Origin of the sequence: Synechococcus sp. UW69 (assembly GCF_900474185.1) — a bacterium.
Lineage (GTDB): Bacteria > Cyanobacteriota > Cyanobacteriia > PCC-6307 > Cyanobiaceae > Parasynechococcus.
Map to the genome: position 1 here is coordinate 163,235 of NZ_UCNW01000004.1, position 17,910 is coordinate 181,144.

General features: G+C 60.9%; 21 protein-coding genes. 7 read left to right on the forward strand and 14 right to left on the reverse strand.

Features of this window, described 5'->3' with window-relative positions; translation table 11 throughout:
- The 3 genes from DXY29_RS01820 to ald all read left to right on the forward strand — a co-directional run bounded on the left by DXY29_RS01820 (position 1) and on the right by ald (position 3,468).
- Positions 1-582 (forward strand): nicotinate-nucleotide adenylyltransferase, encoded by a 582-nt coding sequence (locus DXY29_RS01820; protein ID WP_115022406.1) that lies wholly within the window; start codon positions 1-3, stop codon positions 580-582.
- A complete protein-coding gene (locus tag DXY29_RS01825; protein WP_115022408.1) occupies positions 582-2,255 on the forward strand; it encodes an NAD+ synthase in 1,674 nt (557 codons plus the stop codon). The genes DXY29_RS01820 and DXY29_RS01825 overlap by 1 nt, the downstream gene beginning before the upstream one ends.
- Before the next feature lie 73 nt (positions 2,256-2,328).
- Positions 2,329-3,468, forward strand: a complete 1,140-nt coding sequence (gene ald / locus DXY29_RS01830) for an alanine dehydrogenase (RefSeq protein WP_115022410.1) — start codon at positions 2,329-2,331, stop codon at positions 3,466-3,468.
- Here ald and DXY29_RS01835 read toward each other — a convergent pair.
- The 14 genes from DXY29_RS01835 to DXY29_RS01900 form a co-directional block, all read right to left on the reverse strand.
- The gene (locus DXY29_RS01835; protein ID WP_115022411.1) at positions 3,465-3,893 is read right to left on the reverse strand and encodes a YchJ family protein; all 429 of its coding nucleotides are present in this window, start codon (positions 3,891-3,893) and stop codon (positions 3,465-3,467) included. The genes ald and DXY29_RS01835 overlap by 4 nt on opposite strands.
- Positions 3,893-4,948: a DUF3326 domain-containing protein gene (locus DXY29_RS01840; RefSeq protein ID WP_115022413.1), complete on the reverse strand. Its 1,056-nt coding sequence runs from the start codon at positions 4,946-4,948 to the stop codon at positions 3,893-3,895. The genes DXY29_RS01835 and DXY29_RS01840 overlap by 1 nt, the downstream gene beginning before the upstream one ends.
- The gene (locus DXY29_RS01845; protein ID WP_115022415.1) at positions 4,945-5,130 is read right to left on the reverse strand and encodes a hypothetical protein; all 186 of its coding nucleotides are present in this window, start codon (positions 5,128-5,130) and stop codon (positions 4,945-4,947) included. Before DXY29_RS01845 ends, DXY29_RS01840 begins: the two co-directional genes overlap by 4 nt.
- Positions 5,127-5,456, reverse strand: coding sequence for a 2Fe-2S iron-sulfur cluster-binding protein (locus DXY29_RS01850; protein ID WP_115022416.1), 330 nt, complete (start codon positions 5,454-5,456; stop codon positions 5,127-5,129). Before DXY29_RS01850 ends, DXY29_RS01845 begins: the two co-directional genes overlap by 4 nt.
- A gap of 33 nt (positions 5,457-5,489) precedes the next feature.
- Positions 5,490-6,194 carry a TIGR02466 family protein gene (locus DXY29_RS01855; RefSeq protein WP_115022418.1) on the reverse strand — a complete coding sequence of 235 codons (705 nt, stop codon included), beginning with the start codon at positions 6,192-6,194 and terminating at the stop codon, positions 5,490-5,492.
- Positions 6,195-6,354: 160 nt separating this feature from the next.
- Complete coding sequence (locus DXY29_RS01860; RefSeq protein WP_115022419.1) at positions 6,355-7,305, reverse strand: F0F1 ATP synthase subunit gamma; 951 nt, start codon at positions 7,303-7,305, stop codon at positions 6,355-6,357.
- Between the two features lie 13 nt (positions 7,306-7,318).
- Positions 7,319-8,839: a F0F1 ATP synthase subunit alpha gene (gene atpA / locus DXY29_RS01865; protein ID WP_115022421.1), complete on the reverse strand. Its 1,521-nt coding sequence runs from the start codon at positions 8,837-8,839 to the stop codon at positions 7,319-7,321.
- A 57-nt stretch (positions 8,840-8,896) separates the two neighbouring features.
- Positions 8,897-9,445 (reverse strand): ATP synthase F1 subunit delta, encoded by a 549-nt coding sequence (gene atpH / locus DXY29_RS01870; RefSeq protein ID WP_115022423.1) that lies wholly within the window; start codon positions 9,443-9,445, stop codon positions 8,897-8,899.
- Complete coding sequence (locus DXY29_RS01875) at positions 9,445-9,927, reverse strand: F0F1 ATP synthase subunit B (RefSeq protein WP_115022424.1); 483 nt, start codon at positions 9,925-9,927, stop codon at positions 9,445-9,447. Before DXY29_RS01875 ends, atpH begins: the two co-directional genes overlap by 1 nt.
- Entirely contained in the window at positions 9,927-10,391 is a 465-nt protein-coding gene (locus tag DXY29_RS01880; protein ID WP_115022426.1) for a F0F1 ATP synthase subunit B', read from the reverse strand. The genes DXY29_RS01875 and DXY29_RS01880 overlap by 1 nt, the downstream gene beginning before the upstream one ends.
- A gap of 70 nt (positions 10,392-10,461) precedes the next feature.
- Positions 10,462-10,710 carry an ATP synthase F0 subunit C gene (gene atpE / locus DXY29_RS01885; protein ID WP_006851467.1) on the reverse strand — a complete coding sequence of 83 codons (249 nt, stop codon included), beginning with the start codon at positions 10,708-10,710 and terminating at the stop codon, positions 10,462-10,464.
- 169 nt (positions 10,711-10,879) lie between these two features.
- Positions 10,880-11,605, reverse strand: a complete 726-nt coding sequence (atpB, locus tag DXY29_RS01890; RefSeq protein ID WP_115022428.1) for a F0F1 ATP synthase subunit A — start codon at positions 11,603-11,605, stop codon at positions 10,880-10,882.
- A 24-nt stretch (positions 11,606-11,629) separates the two neighbouring features.
- Positions 11,630-11,968, reverse strand: a complete 339-nt coding sequence (locus DXY29_RS01895) for a hypothetical protein (protein ID WP_115022430.1) — start codon at positions 11,966-11,968, stop codon at positions 11,630-11,632.
- Between the two features lie 43 nt (positions 11,969-12,011).
- Positions 12,012-13,181 carry a bifunctional 2-polyprenyl-6-hydroxyphenol methylase/3-demethylubiquinol 3-O-methyltransferase UbiG gene (locus tag DXY29_RS01900; RefSeq protein WP_115022431.1) on the reverse strand — a complete coding sequence of 390 codons (1,170 nt, stop codon included), beginning with the start codon at positions 13,179-13,181 and terminating at the stop codon, positions 12,012-12,014.
- A gap of 146 nt (positions 13,182-13,327) precedes the next feature.
- Between DXY29_RS01900 and DXY29_RS01905 the strand changes: the two genes are divergently transcribed.
- The 4 genes from DXY29_RS01905 to DXY29_RS01920 all read left to right on the forward strand — a co-directional run bounded on the left by DXY29_RS01905 (position 13,328) and on the right by DXY29_RS01920 (position 17,905).
- On the forward strand, positions 13,328-16,279 hold the full coding sequence (locus DXY29_RS01905) for a phycobilisome rod-core linker polypeptide (protein WP_115022631.1): 2,952 nt from the start codon (positions 13,328-13,330) through the stop codon (positions 16,277-16,279).
- 406 nt (positions 16,280-16,685) lie between these two features.
- Positions 16,686-17,171 (forward strand): allophycocyanin subunit alpha, encoded by a 486-nt coding sequence (locus DXY29_RS01910; RefSeq protein ID WP_006849995.1) that lies wholly within the window; start codon positions 16,686-16,688, stop codon positions 17,169-17,171.
- Positions 17,172-17,210: 39 nt separating this feature from the next.
- On the forward strand, positions 17,211-17,699 hold the full coding sequence (gene apcB / locus DXY29_RS01915; RefSeq protein ID WP_115022433.1) for an allophycocyanin subunit beta: 489 nt from the start codon (positions 17,211-17,213) through the stop codon (positions 17,697-17,699).
- A gap of 5 nt (positions 17,700-17,704) precedes the next feature.
- Entirely contained in the window at positions 17,705-17,905 is a 201-nt protein-coding gene (locus DXY29_RS01920; protein WP_006851140.1) for a phycobilisome linker polypeptide, read from the forward strand.
- Positions 17,906-17,910 lie beyond the last annotated feature (5 nt).

The following is a 17,910-nucleotide window of genomic DNA, read 5'->3' on the forward strand; positions in this document are numbered from 1 at the left end:
ATGACCGTTGCTGCCATCGCCTTGCTGGGCACAAGCGCCGATCCACCCACCCGGGGCCATCAAGTTCTGCTGGAAGGGCTGCTGAACCGCTACGGCCAAGTGGCGACCTGGGCCAGCGACAACCCTCTGAAACAACACGATGCCCCCCTGTCCTTGCGGGCGATGCTGCTCAGCCAGCTGGTGGAGCAATTGCAGGATGAACGCCTGGAACTAGCCCAGCACCTGAGCAGCCCTTACACCTTGATCACCCTGCAACGGGCCGCCCAGCACTGGCCGGATCGGGAGCTGGTGTTTGTGGTGGGCAGCGACCTGGCCAGCCAGATCCCCCGCTGGAAACAAAGCGATGGCTGGCTGCCGCAGTGCCGATTGGCGATCGCCCCGCGCAAGGGCTGGCCTCTCCAAGACGCGAATCTGCAAGCGCTGCGGGATCTAGGCGGACGGGTGGAGCTGCTGGATCTTGAGGTTCCCGCCACCGCCAGTTCGCAGCTGCGCCGTCAACCCAATGCAGCTGAAATTCCGGAATCGGTGTGGCCGCTGTTACTCCAGCACAATCTGTATGGCCTGTCGGGAAGCCTCTGCTGATGCGCATCGCCCTGGCACAACTCAACCCCGTGGTCGGCGACTTCGAGGGCAATGCCAAGCAGATTCTGGATGCCGTGCGCAGTGCCGAGGAACAGGCGGCAGAGCTTGTGCTGACCCCTGAACTCTCCCTCTGGGGCTATCCCCCCCGGGACCAGTTGCTCGAGCCCAGCCGGATCCAGCATCAGGAGGCGATGCTGCAGTGGCTGGTCAACCAACTCAGCAGCAGCATCACCCTGTTGGTGGGTGCAGCGCTGCCGGCAGCGGATAACCGCAGCCCAAGGCTGCTCAATGGTGTCGTGCTGGTGAATCGCCTGGGCTGGCGGCCGATTGCCCACAAACAACTGCTGCCCAGTTACGACGTCTTTGATGAGCGCCGCTATTTCCGCCCTGGCGATGGCCCCTGTCTGCTGACTTTGCCGAACGGGAAGCGGTTGGGACTCACCATCTGCGAAGACCTGTGGGTGGATGACGGCCTGCAACGCGAGCGTCTGGCCGGACCGGATCCCATTGATCAACTGATGCCAGAGCAGCCGGATCTGGTCATCAATCTTGCGGCCTCTCCCTTCGATGCCGCGAAGCCCGCCCTGCGCCAGCAATTAGCAGCTGCAGCGGCGCGGCGCCTGAACTGCCCACTGATCTATCTCAATCAAGTCGGAGGCAACGACGAGCTGGTGTTCGACGGGGCCAGTTTTGTGGTGGGCGCCGATGGCGGTATACAGCTGGAGCTTCCCGTCTGTGAAGACCATCTTGTGGTCTGGGACAGCGACCAACCCGCTCCTGCTCGGGTCCAGCCGATGGATCCCCTGGAGCGACTTTTCCGAGCCCTGGTGCTCGGAGTGCGCGATTACGCCCAGAAATGCGGTTTCAAAAAGGCATTGCTGGGGTTGAGCGGCGGCATCGACTCCGCACTGGTGGCGGTGATCGCCACCGCTGCCCTGGGGAAGGAAGCTGTGGCCACGCTGTTGATGCCCTCCCCCTGGAGCTCGGCTGGATCCATTGACGATGCCTTGGCCTTGGCCGAACGGCTTGGCCTGCAGACCAACACTGTGCCCATCGCCGGCCTAATGGAGGGCTACGACAATGCCCTGACGGCACCGTTGGGGGAGGCGCCTCAAGGGATAACGGCGGAGAATCTGCAATCCCGTATTCGCGGCACCCTGCTGATGGCCGTGGCCAACCAACAGGGGCAATTGCTGCTCACTACCGGCAATAAATCAGAACTAGCCGTGGGCTACTGCACCCTCTACGGCGACATGAACGGCGGGCTGGCGGTGATTGGCGATCTCTACAAAACCAGCGTGTTTGCACTGTGCGATTGGCTCGACAGCCAAGCAGCCCAGGGCTGCCGGCAGTCGCTGGGGCTACCGAGGCAAGGAGAGCTGGTGGGGGAAGCGATTCGACGCAAACCCCCCAGTGCCGAACTGTGGCCCAACCAGAAGGACAGCGACTCCCTGCCCGACTACGACGCCCTTGATGCACTGCTCAAAGGCCTGATTCAGGAGCGCCACTCCGGCGAGGCCCTGGTGGCAGCCGGCCACGATCCCGCCCTGGTGGAACGGGTGGAACGGCTGCTGAAACGGGCCGAATTCAAACGGCGGCAGGCTGCACCGTTACTCAAGGTGAGTCCCCAGGCCTTCGGCAGCGGCTGGCGCTTGCCAATTGCAGCGGCCTAAAGCAGTCCCACCCTTGAGATGTGGCGGGTTGCTCGCAGCGGAGCCACATTGAAGGGATCCCCCTGAAGCCGCCATGGCAGCCTCCGTCCTCTCGGCCCCGATGGCCAGCATCGGTGTGCCGAAGGAGATCAAGCTCGATGAGAAACGGGTCGCGCTGACCCCTGACGCCGTGCGGGAGTTGGTGAGCCAGGGCCTTGAAGTGCTGATTGAAGCGGGGGCCGGAGCCGGAGCAGGAATCGGCGATGACGCGTTTGCCGCGGCGGGAGCGCGCCTGGTGAACCGAGATGAGGCCTGGGGCGCCCATTTGGTGGTGAAGGTGAAGGAACCGCAAGCGGAGGAATTTGCCTTCCTGCGGGAGGACATGGTGCTGTTCACCTACCTCCACCTGGCGGCCTATCCCGGCGTCGGGGAAGCTTTGCTGGAGGCAGGCACCACCGCCATTGCCTACGAAACCGTGCAGCTGGAGAACGGCAGCCTGCCGTTGCTGGCACCAATGAGCGAAATCGCAGGGCGGCTGGCGGGCCAGGTGGGTGCCCACCTGCTGGAAAAACCCCATGGCGGTCGTGGCGTGCTGATGGGGGGCTGCACCGGCGTGCAACCGGCCAGGGTGGTGGTGCTTGGCGCTGGCACCGTGGGCTGGAATGCCGCACGCATTGCTGCCGCAATGGATGCGGAAGTGCTACTGCTCGACCGATCACCCCAACGGTTGCGCAGCCTGGAAGCCGACCGGCGCGGCCGGCTGATGAGTGTGGTGAGCAGCCGCGGCCTGCTGGAACGGTTGGTGCCAACGGCTGATCTTGTGATCGGAGCCGTTCTCACACCCGGCGGGCGGGCCCCCACCCTGGTGGACGAAGGGATGGTGCAGCAGATGCGGCCTGGTTCGGTGATTGTCGACGTAGCCATCGACCAGGGCGGCTGCATCGCCACCAGCCAGGAAACCACTCATCGCGATCCCACCGTCACCATTCATGGCGTGCAGCACTACGCCGTGGGCAACATGCCGGGTGCTGTGCCCTTCACCTCCACCGAAGCCCTGGTCAGCGTGACGCTCCCCTACATCCTGGGCATCGCCGGCCGGGGCCTGGAAGAGGCCGTGACCGAACGACCCGAACTGCTCTCGGGCCTAAACACGGTGCAGGGTGCTGTCTGTCACCCGGGGGTAGCCAAAGCTCTTGGCCTGCCGCCCCGGCATCCGATGGCCTGCCTGCGTTAGCCCTCCAACTTGAGCGCAGCCATGTAGAGCCAAGGGCCATCGGCCGCGCCATCGCGACGCCGAAACAACGACGTTTCTTTCAGCACCCCACCGCGGTAACGCGCCTCAAATTGCACCGTTCCCTCTAGGTCGCCGGGACCACCCGCACTGACGGCAAGCACGGTCAATCCGAGCCAATGGGTCTGGCGACAACTCCGCTGCAGGGCAAGGCGCCGCTGCTGCGCTGGAACATCCGGCTCGGGATGGGTGGTCATCAGGTAGTCCACTTCCCCACGCACAAAGGCTGAATACCTCGAGCGCATCAGCTGTTCAGCCGTTTCAGCACGCTGTTCGCCGCGATGCATGGGCCCACAGCAGCTGCGATAAGCACCACCCCCACAGGGACAAAGACTCTGATCAAGGGCTCCACCGAAACCGCCAGGCATCAGTCCAACCGTTGCAATGCTGGCAGTGGGCGGACCAGAGACGCCGGAGTCAATCCTTCCCGCAGAGCCAGCAACAGACCTGCTGCCTCGCTGTAACTGCTGACATGAAAAACGCTCTGGCTCAAGCCAAGGGCATCGGCAGTGACCGACAACACCGATGGATTGGCCACGCAAACCACGGGCAGATTCCGCTCCACACAGGCCAACACCGCCTCGCCCCCCAGGGCTCCTTCGGGAACCACAACCGCCCCCAATTGCTCGACACTGAGGTCTCCGGGCCTGTGTCGCCCAGCGGCCACGAGATCCGGCGCCCGGCTCAGCCCCACCAGCACGCAAGCCAAAAAGGTGTAACCCAGTTCTTCACCCGCCGCCCTCGGGTCGAGCCTTGGATCCAGGGGCAACGGATCCAAGGCTGGCGCGTGGGCACAGGGGATCTGCAGGTGCTTCACCAATAAATGACTGATCACCGCTTCAGCGCCGGCCAAAGCGTCCACGCCACTGCCCTGGCGATAGGCGGCCAGCTCCTCACTCTCCGGATCCTCTGGGAAGCGGGCCACCACGGCGATCCCCGTCGCCCCTGCTTGCTTCAACCGTTCACCAGCTCGCAACAAGGCATCTGGAGAACCCAATCGCCCCCAGCTGGCACCACTGGCACCGCGCTCCAGCGTCACATCGAGCGGCGCATCCGTTGAAATCACCGGGCCGATATCCAAACCCAAGCTGGCGTGGCAGCCCTCGGCCACCTGAATCTGGCGCTGAGCCAGCTCGGGCTCGATCCCGGCATCCAACAACAGCCCAATGCGTTGCCTCCGCACCGGTCGCAAGGCCCACTCGCCCACGGCGAAACGATCGAGGCCATAGCCCTCCACATAGTGAACGCGGGGATCGCTCCAATAGAGCGAAGCCCCATTCATCACATTGGGATGGGTGATCAAACAGCCGCTCGCTGCGGCCAACAACCGTGCTGATGGCAAGGCATCACCGGCATAGCCTCCGATGTCACAACCAATGCCCGTCGGCACCAGCATCAGCGTTGGCATCGGAGCCGAGCTCATGCGCTGATCACGGCCTCCACCTGAATGGTTCGACCACCATCGGGGGCAGGACGCACTTCAGTGAGGGCCCAACGCAACACATCACCCTCTGGCGCCAATTGCTGACGAATCCAGCTGCGCAGCTCAACCAGCGGCACATCAGCGGGCCAGAGGAATTGGCGTTGCAGGCTGGTCAGCCTCACTTCTGATATTGCCCGAACTGGGCTTCATAGAGCGCATCTTCCTGGCCGGTTTTAAGGGTGAGATCGGCGCGCGGGAAGGCCACACACAACAGGCTGTAGCCCTGCTCTTGAAGCTCGCCTTTCACGCCCATGGCGTCGGGCTGCTCAACACTGCCCTCGGTGATCACCGCGGCACAGGTGGTGCAGACCCCGGAGCAGCATGAGCTTGGGATCATGACGCCAGCAGCTTCCGCTGCATTGAGCACCGTCTGGTCGGCGCGGCAGGGAAAGGTACGGATCTCGCCTTCGAACTCGGCGCGGACGGTGTAGGTGGCCACGTCGGTCATGCCGGATGTCAGGGGAGAAGAGGCCGCATTCTCTCAGGCAATGGGCTCATCCAGGGATGTCCAATGACGGGGGTGGGGTGCGAGGTACTCCGGAGATCCACCCTGCTCTTGAGCCGTCAGAACAAAATCAAAACTGATGGAACAGCGCAGCTCATCCGGGTCGGCATTCGGCAAAACACTGTGCTGAAGACTCGAAGGGAAAAGCACGAGCAAACCTGGTCGTGGAGCTAGATCCCAATGGGATTGATTCAAAGGATGGTTTGGTGCAATCGGACCGCCATAACCCACCGCCAAGCCAGCCACCAACTCATTCGGTTGATGGGATGCATGCAGACGTAAAACGCCCTCCTCACCGGAGCCGGTGCCGGTGAGATAGAGGACAGCGCTGAGATGAGCATTGGGGTGATGGTGCCGTCCAACCGCCTGATCCCAGTCACTGATGACAGGCCAGCACCGCTGCAGATGCAGGGCGACTTGGCTTCGGGCGAACCCAATTGAATCGAGGTAACTCCACACCTGATCATTCACCTGTTGCACCAAGGCCTGAAAGCGTTCGTCTTGATGGAGCTGCCACACACCATGGAGATCACCCGTCCAGGCGCAGCCCTCGCTGGGGTTTCCCTCTGCTTCGCCTCGACCGTCCAGCAGAGCCTGCAGGCATGCGGCCTGCTGCAGTGGGTCCAGGGGGAGTTGGGTTGTGCCTACCACTGTGGGAAAGAGCTGATGCAGCTGAAGCACGCCGACAACCTCAAACCCCTCAGCTCAACCGTAAACAAGGCTTGAAGTGGTGGCCTCTGTCCAAGCAGAGCCTTGACCAGTCGGAGAGACGGCAGCTTCAAGAAGACACAAAAAAGCCGGCCCAATGGACCGGCTTTCAAGGGTGGATTGATCGGAAAGATCAGCCGACCGCGGCGGCACCACCTGCAACTTCCAGGATCTCCTGGGTGATCGCAGCCTGACGGGCCTTGTTGTAATCCAGCGTCAGAGTCTTCGCCAATTCCTTGGCGTTGTCGCTGGCGTTGTTCATGGCCGTCATCCTGCTGGCCAGCTCAGACGCTGCCGATTCCTGCAGTGAACGCAACATCTGGTTCTGCAGATACAGAGGAAGAAGTGCATTCAGCAACTGTTCAGGGGTCTGCTCAAACACGATGTCCGAAGGAATCTTCGGCTCGGTATTGGCAGGACCAGCACCTGGCTCAACTGTCAACAAACCGTCCTTGGTGGTGAGACGGAAAATCTCGTCCTCCGGATCAGCAATGTCTTGAGGATCCAGAGGCAAGAGGGTCTGAACCACAGGCTTGCAGCTCACCAGGTTGATGAACTTGGTGAAGATCAACTCCACTCGATCGGTGCTCTCTGCCAGGAATTCAGCCAAAAGATCCGTGGAGATCGTGTTGGCCTCATCGGCGGTGGGCACCTGTTCGAGACCGGAGAAGGTGGCCTGGATCGGATAGTTGCGACGGGTGAAATAGCCGATGGCTTTTGTGCCAACTAGCAGAAGCTTCACATCAAAGCCTTTGCCCTTCAGTTCAGCGAAACGCTGTTCCGTGCGCTTAATGATGTTGGCGTTGTAGCCACCACACAGACCGCGATCACCAGTAATCGCTACCAGGGTGATGGTCTCCACATCGCGTTGCTGCATCAGGGGAGATGCCGCATCTTCGAAACGCATGCGGGACTGGAGATTTTCCAGAATTCGCGCCAGCCGATCCGCGAAGGGACGGCTGCGGAGCACTTGCTCCTGGGCGCGGCGCACCTTGGCCGCAGCCACGAGGCGCATGGCCTCGGTGATCTTGCGGGTGTTTTTGACCGACTTAATTCGGTCGCGGATTTCTTTGAGATTCGCCATTTCGGCAGCTCCGTCAGGCCGCAGAAGCGACCATGGTGGACACGACTTCGGTGATGGCATCCTTGAGGATGGCCTCAGCCTCAGGGCTCATCACCTTCTTCTCCTGGATTTCGGAGATGAACTCAGCCTTGTTGGACTTGAGGTACTCACGAAGCTCTCGGGAGAAGTCGACCACCTTGTCGACGGGGACGGCATCGATCAGGCCCTTCACACCCGCATAAACGATGGCGACCTGCTCAGCCAGGATCAGGGGGCTGAACTGAGGCTGCTTGAGCAGTTCACGCAAGCGCTTGCCACGCTCGAGCTGCTGCTGGGTGGAGGCATCCAGGTCAGAGGCGAACTGAGAGAAGGCAGCCAGCTCGTCGAACTGAGCAAGCTCCAGCTTCAGGGTGCCGGCAATCTTTTTGATGGCCTTGGTCTGGGCAGCACCACCCACCCGGCTCACGGAGATACCAACGTTGATAGCTGGGCGTAGACCGGAGTTGAACAGGTCAGAGCTGAGGAAGATCTGTCCGTCCGTGATTGAAATCACGTTGGTGGGGATGTAAGCCGAAACGTCGCCGGCCTGAGTCTCGATGATCGGCAGAGCGGTCATCGAACCCTTGCCCATCGCATCAGACAACTTGGCAGCGCGCTCCAGCAAACGGCTGTGGCAGTAGAAGACGTCACCGGGGTAAGCCTCACGACCGGGCGGACGACGCAGCAAGAGCGACATCTGGCGATAGGCGGCAGCCTGCTTGGAAAGATCGTCGTAGATCACCAAGGTGGCCTTGCCCTTGTACATGAAGTACTCGGCGATGGTGGCACCTGTGTAAGGAGCCAGGTACTGCAGTGCAGCGGGCTCAGAAGCGTTCGCAGCCACGATCACGGTGTAGTCGAGGGCACCGCGCTCACGCAGCACCTCAACAACGTTGGCCACGGAGGCAGCCTTTTGTCCCACCGCGACGTAGACGCAGATCATGTCCTGATCCGACTGGTTCAGGATCGTGTCGATCGCGATGGCGGTTTTACCGGTCTGACGGTCACCAATGATCAGCTCGCGCTGGCCACGGCCAACGGGGATCATTGCGTCGATCGCGGTGATGCCGGTCTGCATCGGCTCGTGCACCGACTTGCGCTGAATGATGCCGGGCGCCATGGACTCGATCAGGCGCGTTTCGCTGGTGGCGATTTCACCCTTGCCGTCGATGGCGCGACCCAGGGAGTTCACCACGCGGCCCAGCAGGGCTTCACCGACAGGAACAGAGGCAATCTTGCCTGTTGCCTTGACCGTGCTGCCTTCCTGAATGCCGTATCCCTCACCCATCAGCACCGCGCCGACGTTGTCGTCTTCGAGGTTCAGGGCGATGCCTTCGGTGCCGTCCTCAAATTCAATGAGTTCGCCAGCCATGGCTTGCTGCAGGCCGTAGACGCGGGCGATGCCGTCGCCCACAGTCAGAACGGTACCGACATTGCTGACGGAAACCGACTTGTCATAGTCCTCAATTTGCTGTTTGAGGATGGCGCTGATCTCGTCAGGACGGATGGAAACCATGGCGTGTGATCCCAGGTGGGAGTTGGGGAGGAAGGAGCGTTGGAGGAAAGAGTGAGGTCAGCTCGCCTTGGCGAGTGCCAGACCAAGGCGACGAACCTGGCCAGACAAGCTGGCGTCGATCACCTGAGATCCGAGACTCACGACGAAGCCGCCAATTAAGGACGGATCCACACTGAGGTCGATGTCGACCTTGTTGGTGCCGGCCATGGCCTGCACCTTCTTGGACAGTGCCGCCTGTTGATCCTCGGTGAGGCTTTGAGCAGAACGGACCTGGGCCAGCGTGATGCCTTGCTGTTCGCGGTAGAGCTCGAGGTAGCGGAGCATGACCGCATCAAAAGCAATGAGACGTTGGCGATCAGCCAGCACCTTCAGCAAATTGAAAACTGAAGGAGTGACATCCTCACCAACAAGAGCTTTGAGAGCTTTCTTTTTGGCGTCGGGCTCAAGAACCGGAGACACCATGGCGTCACGGAAGTCCGCGGAATCGTTCCAGATCTCAAGCAGTTGCTTGCATTGATCCGCAACGGTTTCAGACTCGCCACGGGCCTCTGTCACCTGAAGCAATGCTTCGGCGTAAGGGGTGGCCAGGGAGTTAAGGAGAGGCATCAGGCGTTCTCCAGATTTTTGATGGTGGAATCGATCAACTTGGCCTGAGCTTTGGCATCGAGACGGCCGGGTAGTTCGGCAAGAACCTTGTCGATCGAAGCAAGAGCGGCCTCACGACGAAGGCTGTCTTTGATTCGAGCGGCATCAGCCTCAGCATCAGCATCGGCACCGGCCTTGATGGCAGCCATCACGGAGATGGTCCGCTTCTCGCCTTCGGCACGGATACCTGCGGCGCGGGCCTGACCATCGGCACGAATCTTTTCGGCTTTCTGCTGGGCAGCAGCCAATTCGGACTGGGCCTTGCTCAGGTTTTCGCTGGCAGTCTTCAGGCGGGACTCAGCATCCTGCAGGTCCTGAAGAATGTCAGCGCGGCGGCGTTCCAGGATTCCTCCCAGGAACCCACGTAGGAACCAAACCAGGACACCGATCACAATGACCAGGTTGACCAGATTGGTCTCAAGCGGATTGAAATTGAGAGTCATCACGCGGTCAGCAAACGGTTGATGATCGTGGTGCTCAGCTGATCCACCTGACCCTTCAATTGGGTACGGGCGGATTCACGCTCGGCCTCGATGGCGCGACGGCTTTCCTCTTTCGTGCGGTTGGCTTCAGCTTCCGCCTGGGCCAGTGCTTCGCGGTAAAGCCGATCGACTTCTTGTTCCGCCTCAACGATCACGGCCTGAGCGGCCTGACGGGCACCTTTCAGCTGTTCAGCCAGATCAGCTTCCAGGCGTTCAACCTGGGCAAGCTTCTGCTTGGCGTCAGCACGACTGGTGGAGATGTAGCCCTCACGATCTTCCACGACCTTGCCGACCGGACGGAAGAAGAGAACATTGAGCAGGAAGGTGAGGAGAACCACCTGAACCGCCATCAGCGGAAGGGTGGCATCGAGGTCGAAAAGACCTCCCTCCGGAACACCTGCTTCAGCGAGCAGAAGCCAGGTCATGGAAAAGTGCGCTGGAAAGGAATCGAAACAAGGAGTTCAGAAGGGGGGATCAGAGATCCCCCGGCACTGATCAGCCGGCGAAGGGGTTGGCGAACAAGAGCACCAGAGCCACCACCAGGCCGTAGATGGTCAGCGATTCCATGAACGCCAGGGACAGCAGCAGGGTGCCGCGGATCTTGCCTTCGGCTTCGGGCTGACGGGCGATGCCCTCAACAGCGCCGCCTGACGCGGTGCCCTGACCGATACCAGGGCCGATGGCGGCGAGGCCGACTGCCAGGCCAGCGGCCACAACGGAAGCGGCGGAGGTGATGGAATCCATTTTGAGTGGTGTAAGGGGAAGCGCTGGTAAGCGCTGTACGGAATGGTCTTGGGGATCGGTTCCCCCCGCGCAGGGACATTCCCGAAGGAATGGGCCCGGGTGCATTGCCGGACCTGCGCGCGGATGTGTTTAGCAGATCGCCGATAAAAGGCGAAAGAAAAGGGGGCGTTTAGTGGGCTTCGTGAAGACCTTCACCGATGTAGAAAGCGGTGAGGGTCGCAAAGATCAAAGCCTGAATGGCACTGGTGAACAGGCCAAGCAGCATCACGGGGAGAGGCACTAAAAGCGGAACCAGGTAGACCAGCACACCCACCGCCAATTCGTCGGCGAGGATGTTGCCGAACAAACGGAACGAGAGCGAAAGAGGCTTAGTGAATTCCTCGATGATCTTGAACGGGAGCATGATTGGAGTCGGCTCCACGTACAGCTCGAAGAAACGCAAACCCTTGCGGCTCAAGCCGGCATAGAAGTACGCCAGCGACACCAGCAGAGCCATCGCCACCGTGGTGTTGATGTCTGCCGTGGGAGCGCCGAGTTCACCCTCTGGTAGTTCGAAGATCTTCCAAGGGATCAGGGCACCGCCCCAGTTGCTCACAAAGATGAACAGGAACAAGGTGCCGATGAATGGCAGCCAATCGCGGTAGTACTTCTCGCCGATGTTGTCGCGGGCGATGTCGCGGATGAAGTTCCAGAGGAACTCCATCAGGTTCTGCAGCCCCAAAGGGTCGCGCTGCATGTTGCGGGTGCCAGCCAGCACCAGGGCAAGCAGGATGCCAATCAGGATCCAAGAGCTCAGGAAAACCTGGCCATGGAGGTACAGATCGCCGATCTGCCAATACAGGTGGTGGCCCACTTCCAGTTCAGCGAACGGAAGTGGTAGGGGCAGCAAAGCCATGGGTGCAGAGAAAAGTGCTCAGCTTCAGCGGTCGTCGAAAACGTGCTGAAGAATCAGGGCGGGCTTGTAGAGAAGGAATCCCAGGAAAGCCGGCAACAGATCGAGCTGGGGCAGCTTGGCCGAACCAACCACAAGCAAGGTTGGAACGATGAGCTGAAAACGCCCCAGTCCACGGGACTGGTCACTGAGCCGGGCCACACTGCGGGCAAGCAAGCGCACGTACAAAAGTCCGGCGCAGGAGCCCACAAAAACACTGCCAGCCACCGAAAGGTTCATGGTGAGAGCCACGATCGGAATCGTGACGACGGACACCAGAACGGTGGCCAACAGCAGACGACGCTGAAGACGGTAGAAATCCTCCAAGCGCTGCCTGAAATGGCGCGCGGAATCTATCACGCGTATTTCCTTAAGCCTTCAGCAGCACCAGCCGCCGATCCACCAGGCGGCGAATCACCGTCGGCTCAGCCAGGGTTCCCAGCGGAGCATCGGGCTGTTCCTGCAGCCTCTGCAGCAACTCCCGCTCCTCATTCGAAAGCTGCAGCGGTTCCATATCGGTGCCAAGGATCGGATCCGGCTCACCCCACAGACAGGGCTGGCGCAACCCATGGGACTGCAGCAACGCCTCATCGCTCAGCACTGCCGGTTCGATCGGCTGGGCAGAAAGGAAAAACTCGAAGTGGCTGATGTCGGGATCCAGCTGCTCCACAAGATCCCATTGCTGAGGAAGGGGCAACGCTTGGGCACGCTCCAACAACTCCCCGTTCAACAAGCGTGCCGGATCCCAGACCTCCGGATTCGAGAAGCCGGCGAAATGAAGGCCTGCCGTGGCGATGTATTGGAACAGCCGCTCGAGGTTGTAGCTGGTCTCCTGCGGATGCAGATACATGTCCGCGAAGTTGGCATCCGCAGCACAGTCCACGGCCCAGCGTTCACGGTGATGACGGGCGAGACGATTGGTTTCGGGCAGGGTGTCGAAGAGATCCCTACCAAGGCGCAGCCCCTCAGCCCCGGTACCGGCCTGCAGAAGAGTGAGAGCTTTCTGGGTCCGGTGAATCTCCCAGCGCCCTGCATCGGCATAAAGAAAGAGATGGAGCAAACCATGGGGGGCCAACAAACCGCTTAAAGCGCGCAGGCCCGCTTCCGGCTGATCCAGGTGGTGCAACACCCCCACCGAATTGATGTAATCGAAGGGTCCTTCGTCAGCGAGATCCAGAAGACTGCGCTGCTCCTGACGCAGGGAGGTCACCTGCTGGGCCGCCCCGGAGCGCTGACACCGTTCCTGCGCCACCGCCAGGGCCCCATCACTGATATCCACCCCCAGCACATCCGCACCCGGATTGAGATGGCAGAGATAGTCAGTGCTGACGCCGGTGCCACAGCCGGCATCAAGAATCCGCGGCCGCTCCATCCCAGATGGGATCAGTCCGTGGACTGCGGCCAGAACGCTGCGGTGACACCACCGCCAGTTGTATCCCGGGGGCGGTCCGTCCTGAAGCGGGTCGCCCGGGAAAGGGAAGCGGTCATAGAACGCACTCACCACGGGGGTCGCAGCATCACTGGGCTTTGGGTGGGCCATGGAGTGCAGATTCGGCGCCTGCGAGCTTTTCACGTCACACCCAGCGAGACACTCCGACACCGCAGGGCCTGCAAACATTTGTTCATGGGGCCGCGGAGCACCATCCCGACAGCCGTAACGTGGCGCGATCCGGCTTGCTTTCGTCGATGACAGTGACCGCCAGCAGCGGCAGCCCGCGCGTGTCTCCCCAACTGTTCGACACGCTGCCGCTCTCCAGCGTCCGTCAGGCAGAGCAGCAGGACCGTTTCCCTGACAACGGGGAACTGAACAGTCTTGTGACCTTCTTCCGAACTGGTCAGGACCGGATCGAGGCGTCCAGGATCATTGCGGCGAATGCCGAGGCCATCGTGGCCCGCGCCGCCAACAGAATTTTTGTGGGGGGCACGCCCCTCTCCTTCCTTGAATCGCCGCTAACAACAGGCGAGACCGGACGCATTAGTGGTCAGGGGGGCACACCACTGGCAGCAGACCAAGCCGCCTTTGAACAGTCGGTACGCACCTTCACCGGCGACAGCGGCAGCACAAAGAGAGGCAACTTTCTGACCCGTCTTTTGGAAGGAGCCGGTGGGGATGCTGATATTCGTGTGGTGCTTCCGACAGGCTTCAACGCCATCAGTGTTGCCAAGTACGGCCCGGCGTTCATGCGCAAGTCGGTGCGCGATATGGGCTGGTTCCTGCGTTATGTGGGTTACGCCCTGGTGGCTGGTGACCCCAGCATCCTCGCGGTGAACACCCGCGGCCTGCGGGACATCCTTCTGGAAAACTGCTCCCTGGCTGCCACCAACGTGGCCCTTCAGGAGATGCGGGCAGCCTCCGCCGAACTGCTACGGGACCGTCCTGAAGCCCGTCAGATGACCATCGACTGCTTCAACGTGCTGTTGCAGGAGCTGGCCATACCCACCCCCAGCACCAAGCAGCGACAGGGGAGTGCAGTTCAACAAGGCTTGCAACTCCCGGCGATCTACGCCCTTGCCTCAGAAGGCCGCCAGCTTTTTGAGATGCGGCCGGGCCTCTCCGGAGCAGAAAAAGCAGAAATCATTCGCGCCGCTTACCGCCAGGTGTTTGAGCGCGACATCGCCAAGGGTTACTCCCAGACCCCCTGCGCAGACAAAGCCAGCGCGGTCGCCCAAGGCCAGATCTCGATGCGCGAATTCGTTCGCGCCCTCGGCCGCAGCAAGGAATATCGCCAGCAGTTCCACGACGGTTTCGTCAACAGCCGTGTTGTGGAACTGGCCTATCGCCACTTCCTCGGACGGGGCATCAGCTCCCTCGAGGAATTCCGAAAGTCGTTCGCCATCCTCAGTGACCAGGGCCTCAATGGCCTCGTGGATGTACTGGTGAATTCCTCGGAATACGCCCAGGCCTTTGGTGAAGAAACAGTTCCCTACCTGCGTGATCTCGGCACGGAAGCCCAGGAAAGCGCCGGCTGGGGATCCAACCGAAAGCTCTTCAACTTCAGCGCCCCCTTCGATGGCGCACCGCAATACGTCACCCTCTACGCCTCCTACCGCCAACCGTTTGCCGACCAGCACGTCTACGGCGGTGGCAATGATCCGGTGGCCAACAAATTCGGAGCCATCTTCCCGAGCGGCACAGCTTCAGTGGCCACCCGACCGGCCCCCTACGGCTACGACAGCCGCCGCCTGCTCGTGAGCAATGGGCTCAACAGCCCCGGCCAGCTGGACAGCGACAGTTTCCGCAAGAGCCGCCCACGCAAGAGTGGTCCGCGCGTCATGCGACTTCAGCAGATCGCCACGGGTGGCACTGTGAATCCAGGCCGTGGTGGTCAGCCCAGCGTGCGCACGACTGAGGCCAGCACCCAAGCCGTGATCAAGGCGGTTTACGTGCAAGTGCTAGGCAACGGCGGCTATGCGGGAGAGCGAATGAGCTCTGATGAAGCCCGCCTCGAAAACGGGGATATTCCGCTCAAGGATTTTGTTCGGGCCGTCGCCAAATCCGATGCTTTCCGACGCCGCTACTGGAGCGGCCTTTACATCGTGAAGGCGATCGAAGTGATGCATCGCCGTTTGCTTGGACGACCCACCTTCGGACGCTGGGAAATAGATGCCCTTTTCGATACAGCCGCACGACACGGTTTCTATGGAGTGGTGGACGCACTGATCGACAGCAAGGAATACAGCCAAGCGTTTGGAGCCGACACAGTCCCCTACGAACGTTTCATCACACCCGGTGATGTGACTGCTCGCCGTGCTCCCGGCTGGTCACGTCCTCTCAAGATTGAAGCTGCCGCTGATCTGACCCTTGGCAGCCGTCCTGAAACACAGCGATCCGAAGCATTCCGCAGCAGTGGCGATGTAACACCACGCAACCTGCCTGACACGCAAAAGGCAACCAGCCAAGACTTCACGACAACAACCAACGCAAACGCCGCGGGGCCCAGTTGGCTGTCGGTGGTGCGTCGACAAGGTCTTGCATCCAACAAGACTGGCTTCCCAATGCGTCGAGCCAGCAACTCAACGCCGACCAGCATCGGTGGTCGCACTTGGAGCGTTGAGCTCATTTCTTCCAACGCGCGGAGTGGACAGGCACTCCCACGCATGGGAATGGCCCTTGTCACGGAAGGAGCTTCAGGGTTCCGCCTGCGGGGTGGACTTCCCGCGATGCTCGAGCTGAAACAGCCTTGCAGCGAAGATGAGCTGCAGACCGTTCTCGATGCGACTTACAAGCAACTGCTCAACCGTGTCCCCACCGGAAGTGAGCGTCTGATCAGCGCGGAGTCACGTCTGCGCAATCAGGACATCGACCTGGCTGATTTCATCGCTGAAGTGGCGATGAGCGAGGCGTTCCAGAACCGGATCTCCTCGATGGCACCGCTTCGGGCCGCTTCCGCTGCTGGTTTAGCCCTGCTGGGACGAGCGACCACACCTGCTGAGACCAGCCGCTTCCTGATCACACGAGCCCAGGCAGGCCATGGTGCTGCGGTGACCGAATTGCTGGCAGATCGCATCGGTACAGCGGTGCCTCGCGTTGATGGCATGAACACCAGCTCAGGGGTTCCACAGGCCACAATTCAGCGGACAGCATCGCTGTACAGCGGAAACGCCGGCATGAATCCCCCCTCGAGCGAGGCGATCTAAGCCGTAAGGCCCATTTCAGTGACAAACAACCGCCACATTCGCGACGGTTGTTCTCATTCGATCCCGGTGAAGTACAGCTTCCTCGGGATCATTTTGTGCGTCTAAGACGCATCCGGAGCGAAGTCGCAGATCGCAGTTATGCCAGCACTTTTCTGCGCAACAAATCAGCCATGAAGAACTGTTACCCGGGCAAAACTCCCCGGCCATGGTCAGCGCAGAATGCCTCAGCCGAATCCAACGGAGCGAGCTCACAGCGGTCAGTGTTGACCGATGTGAACAAGTCTCACTCCCGACGCTTCGACCCCCTGTCCCAGCCTTTAGTCTGAGACTCGATCCTTCGGGATCACCCCTTATTCACCGGATACCGGTCTCCTACGGGCGGCCGCTTGTTTCGAGGCAGAACTGCATGAGCATCGTCTCCAACTCGATCATCAACGCGGACGCCGAAGCCCGCTACCTCAGCCCTGGCGAACTCGACCAGATCAAAGCCTTCGTCACCGGCGGTCAACGCCGTCTGCGCGTGGCTCAGGTCTTGTGCGAGAGCCGCGAGCGCATCGTCAAGCAGGCTGGAGGTCAGCTGTTCCAGAAGCGTCCCGACGTCATCTCCCCTGGCGGTAACGCCTACGGCGAGGAGATGACCGCCACATGTCTGCGCGACATGGATTACTACCTCCGCCTTGTCACCTACGGCATCGTTGCCGGTGACGTAACTCCGATTGAAGAGATCGGTGTGATCGGCGCAAAAGAGCTCTATCGCTCCCTGGGAACCCCTCTGGAAGCATTGGCTGAATCCGTGCGCGAGATGAAGATCGTCGCCATGGGCCTCCTCACAGGGGCCGACGCAGAGGAAGCCGGCACCTACTTCGACTACGTGGTTGGCGCCCTCGCCTGAACCGCTCGCTGATTTTCTCCCTCGTCTCCTCACGGATCCATGCAAGACGCCATCACCAACGTCATCAACAAGTCGGACGTCCAGGGCCTGTACCTGGATACGTCCTCGATGAGCAGCCTCGAGTCGTATTTCGCCAGTGGTGAACTGCGCGTGCGCGCTGCCGCCACCATCAGCGCCAACGCTTCAGCCATCATCCGTGATGCCGTTGCCAAGGCTCTGCTGTATTCGGACATCACCCGTCCCGGCGGCAACATGTACACCACCCGCCGCTACGCAGCCTGCATCCGCGATCTGGACTACTACCTGCGGTATTCCACCTACGCCATGCTCGCCGGCGACACTTCCATCCTCGATGAGCGGGTGCTTAACGGCCTCAAGGAGACCTACAACTCCTTGGGAGTTCCCATCGGCGCCACTGTTCAGGCAATCCAAGCCATGAAAGAAGTCACCGCTGGCTTGGTCGGCCCTGACGCCGGCAAGGAAATGGGCGTCTACTTCGACTACATCTGCTCCGGCCTCGGCAACTGAGCCCCATGCGGTTGTTCAAAGTCACAGCCTGCATCCCCAGCCCTGAAAAGGTTCGGACGCAGCGCGAATTGCAGAACACCTTCTTCACCAAATGGGTTCCCTATGACAGCTGGTTCGCTGAGCAACAGCGCATCCAGAAACAGGGTGGACGCATTATCAAGGTGGAACTCTGCACCGGGGGTCAGCAGGTCAACGTCGGCAACTGAACTCC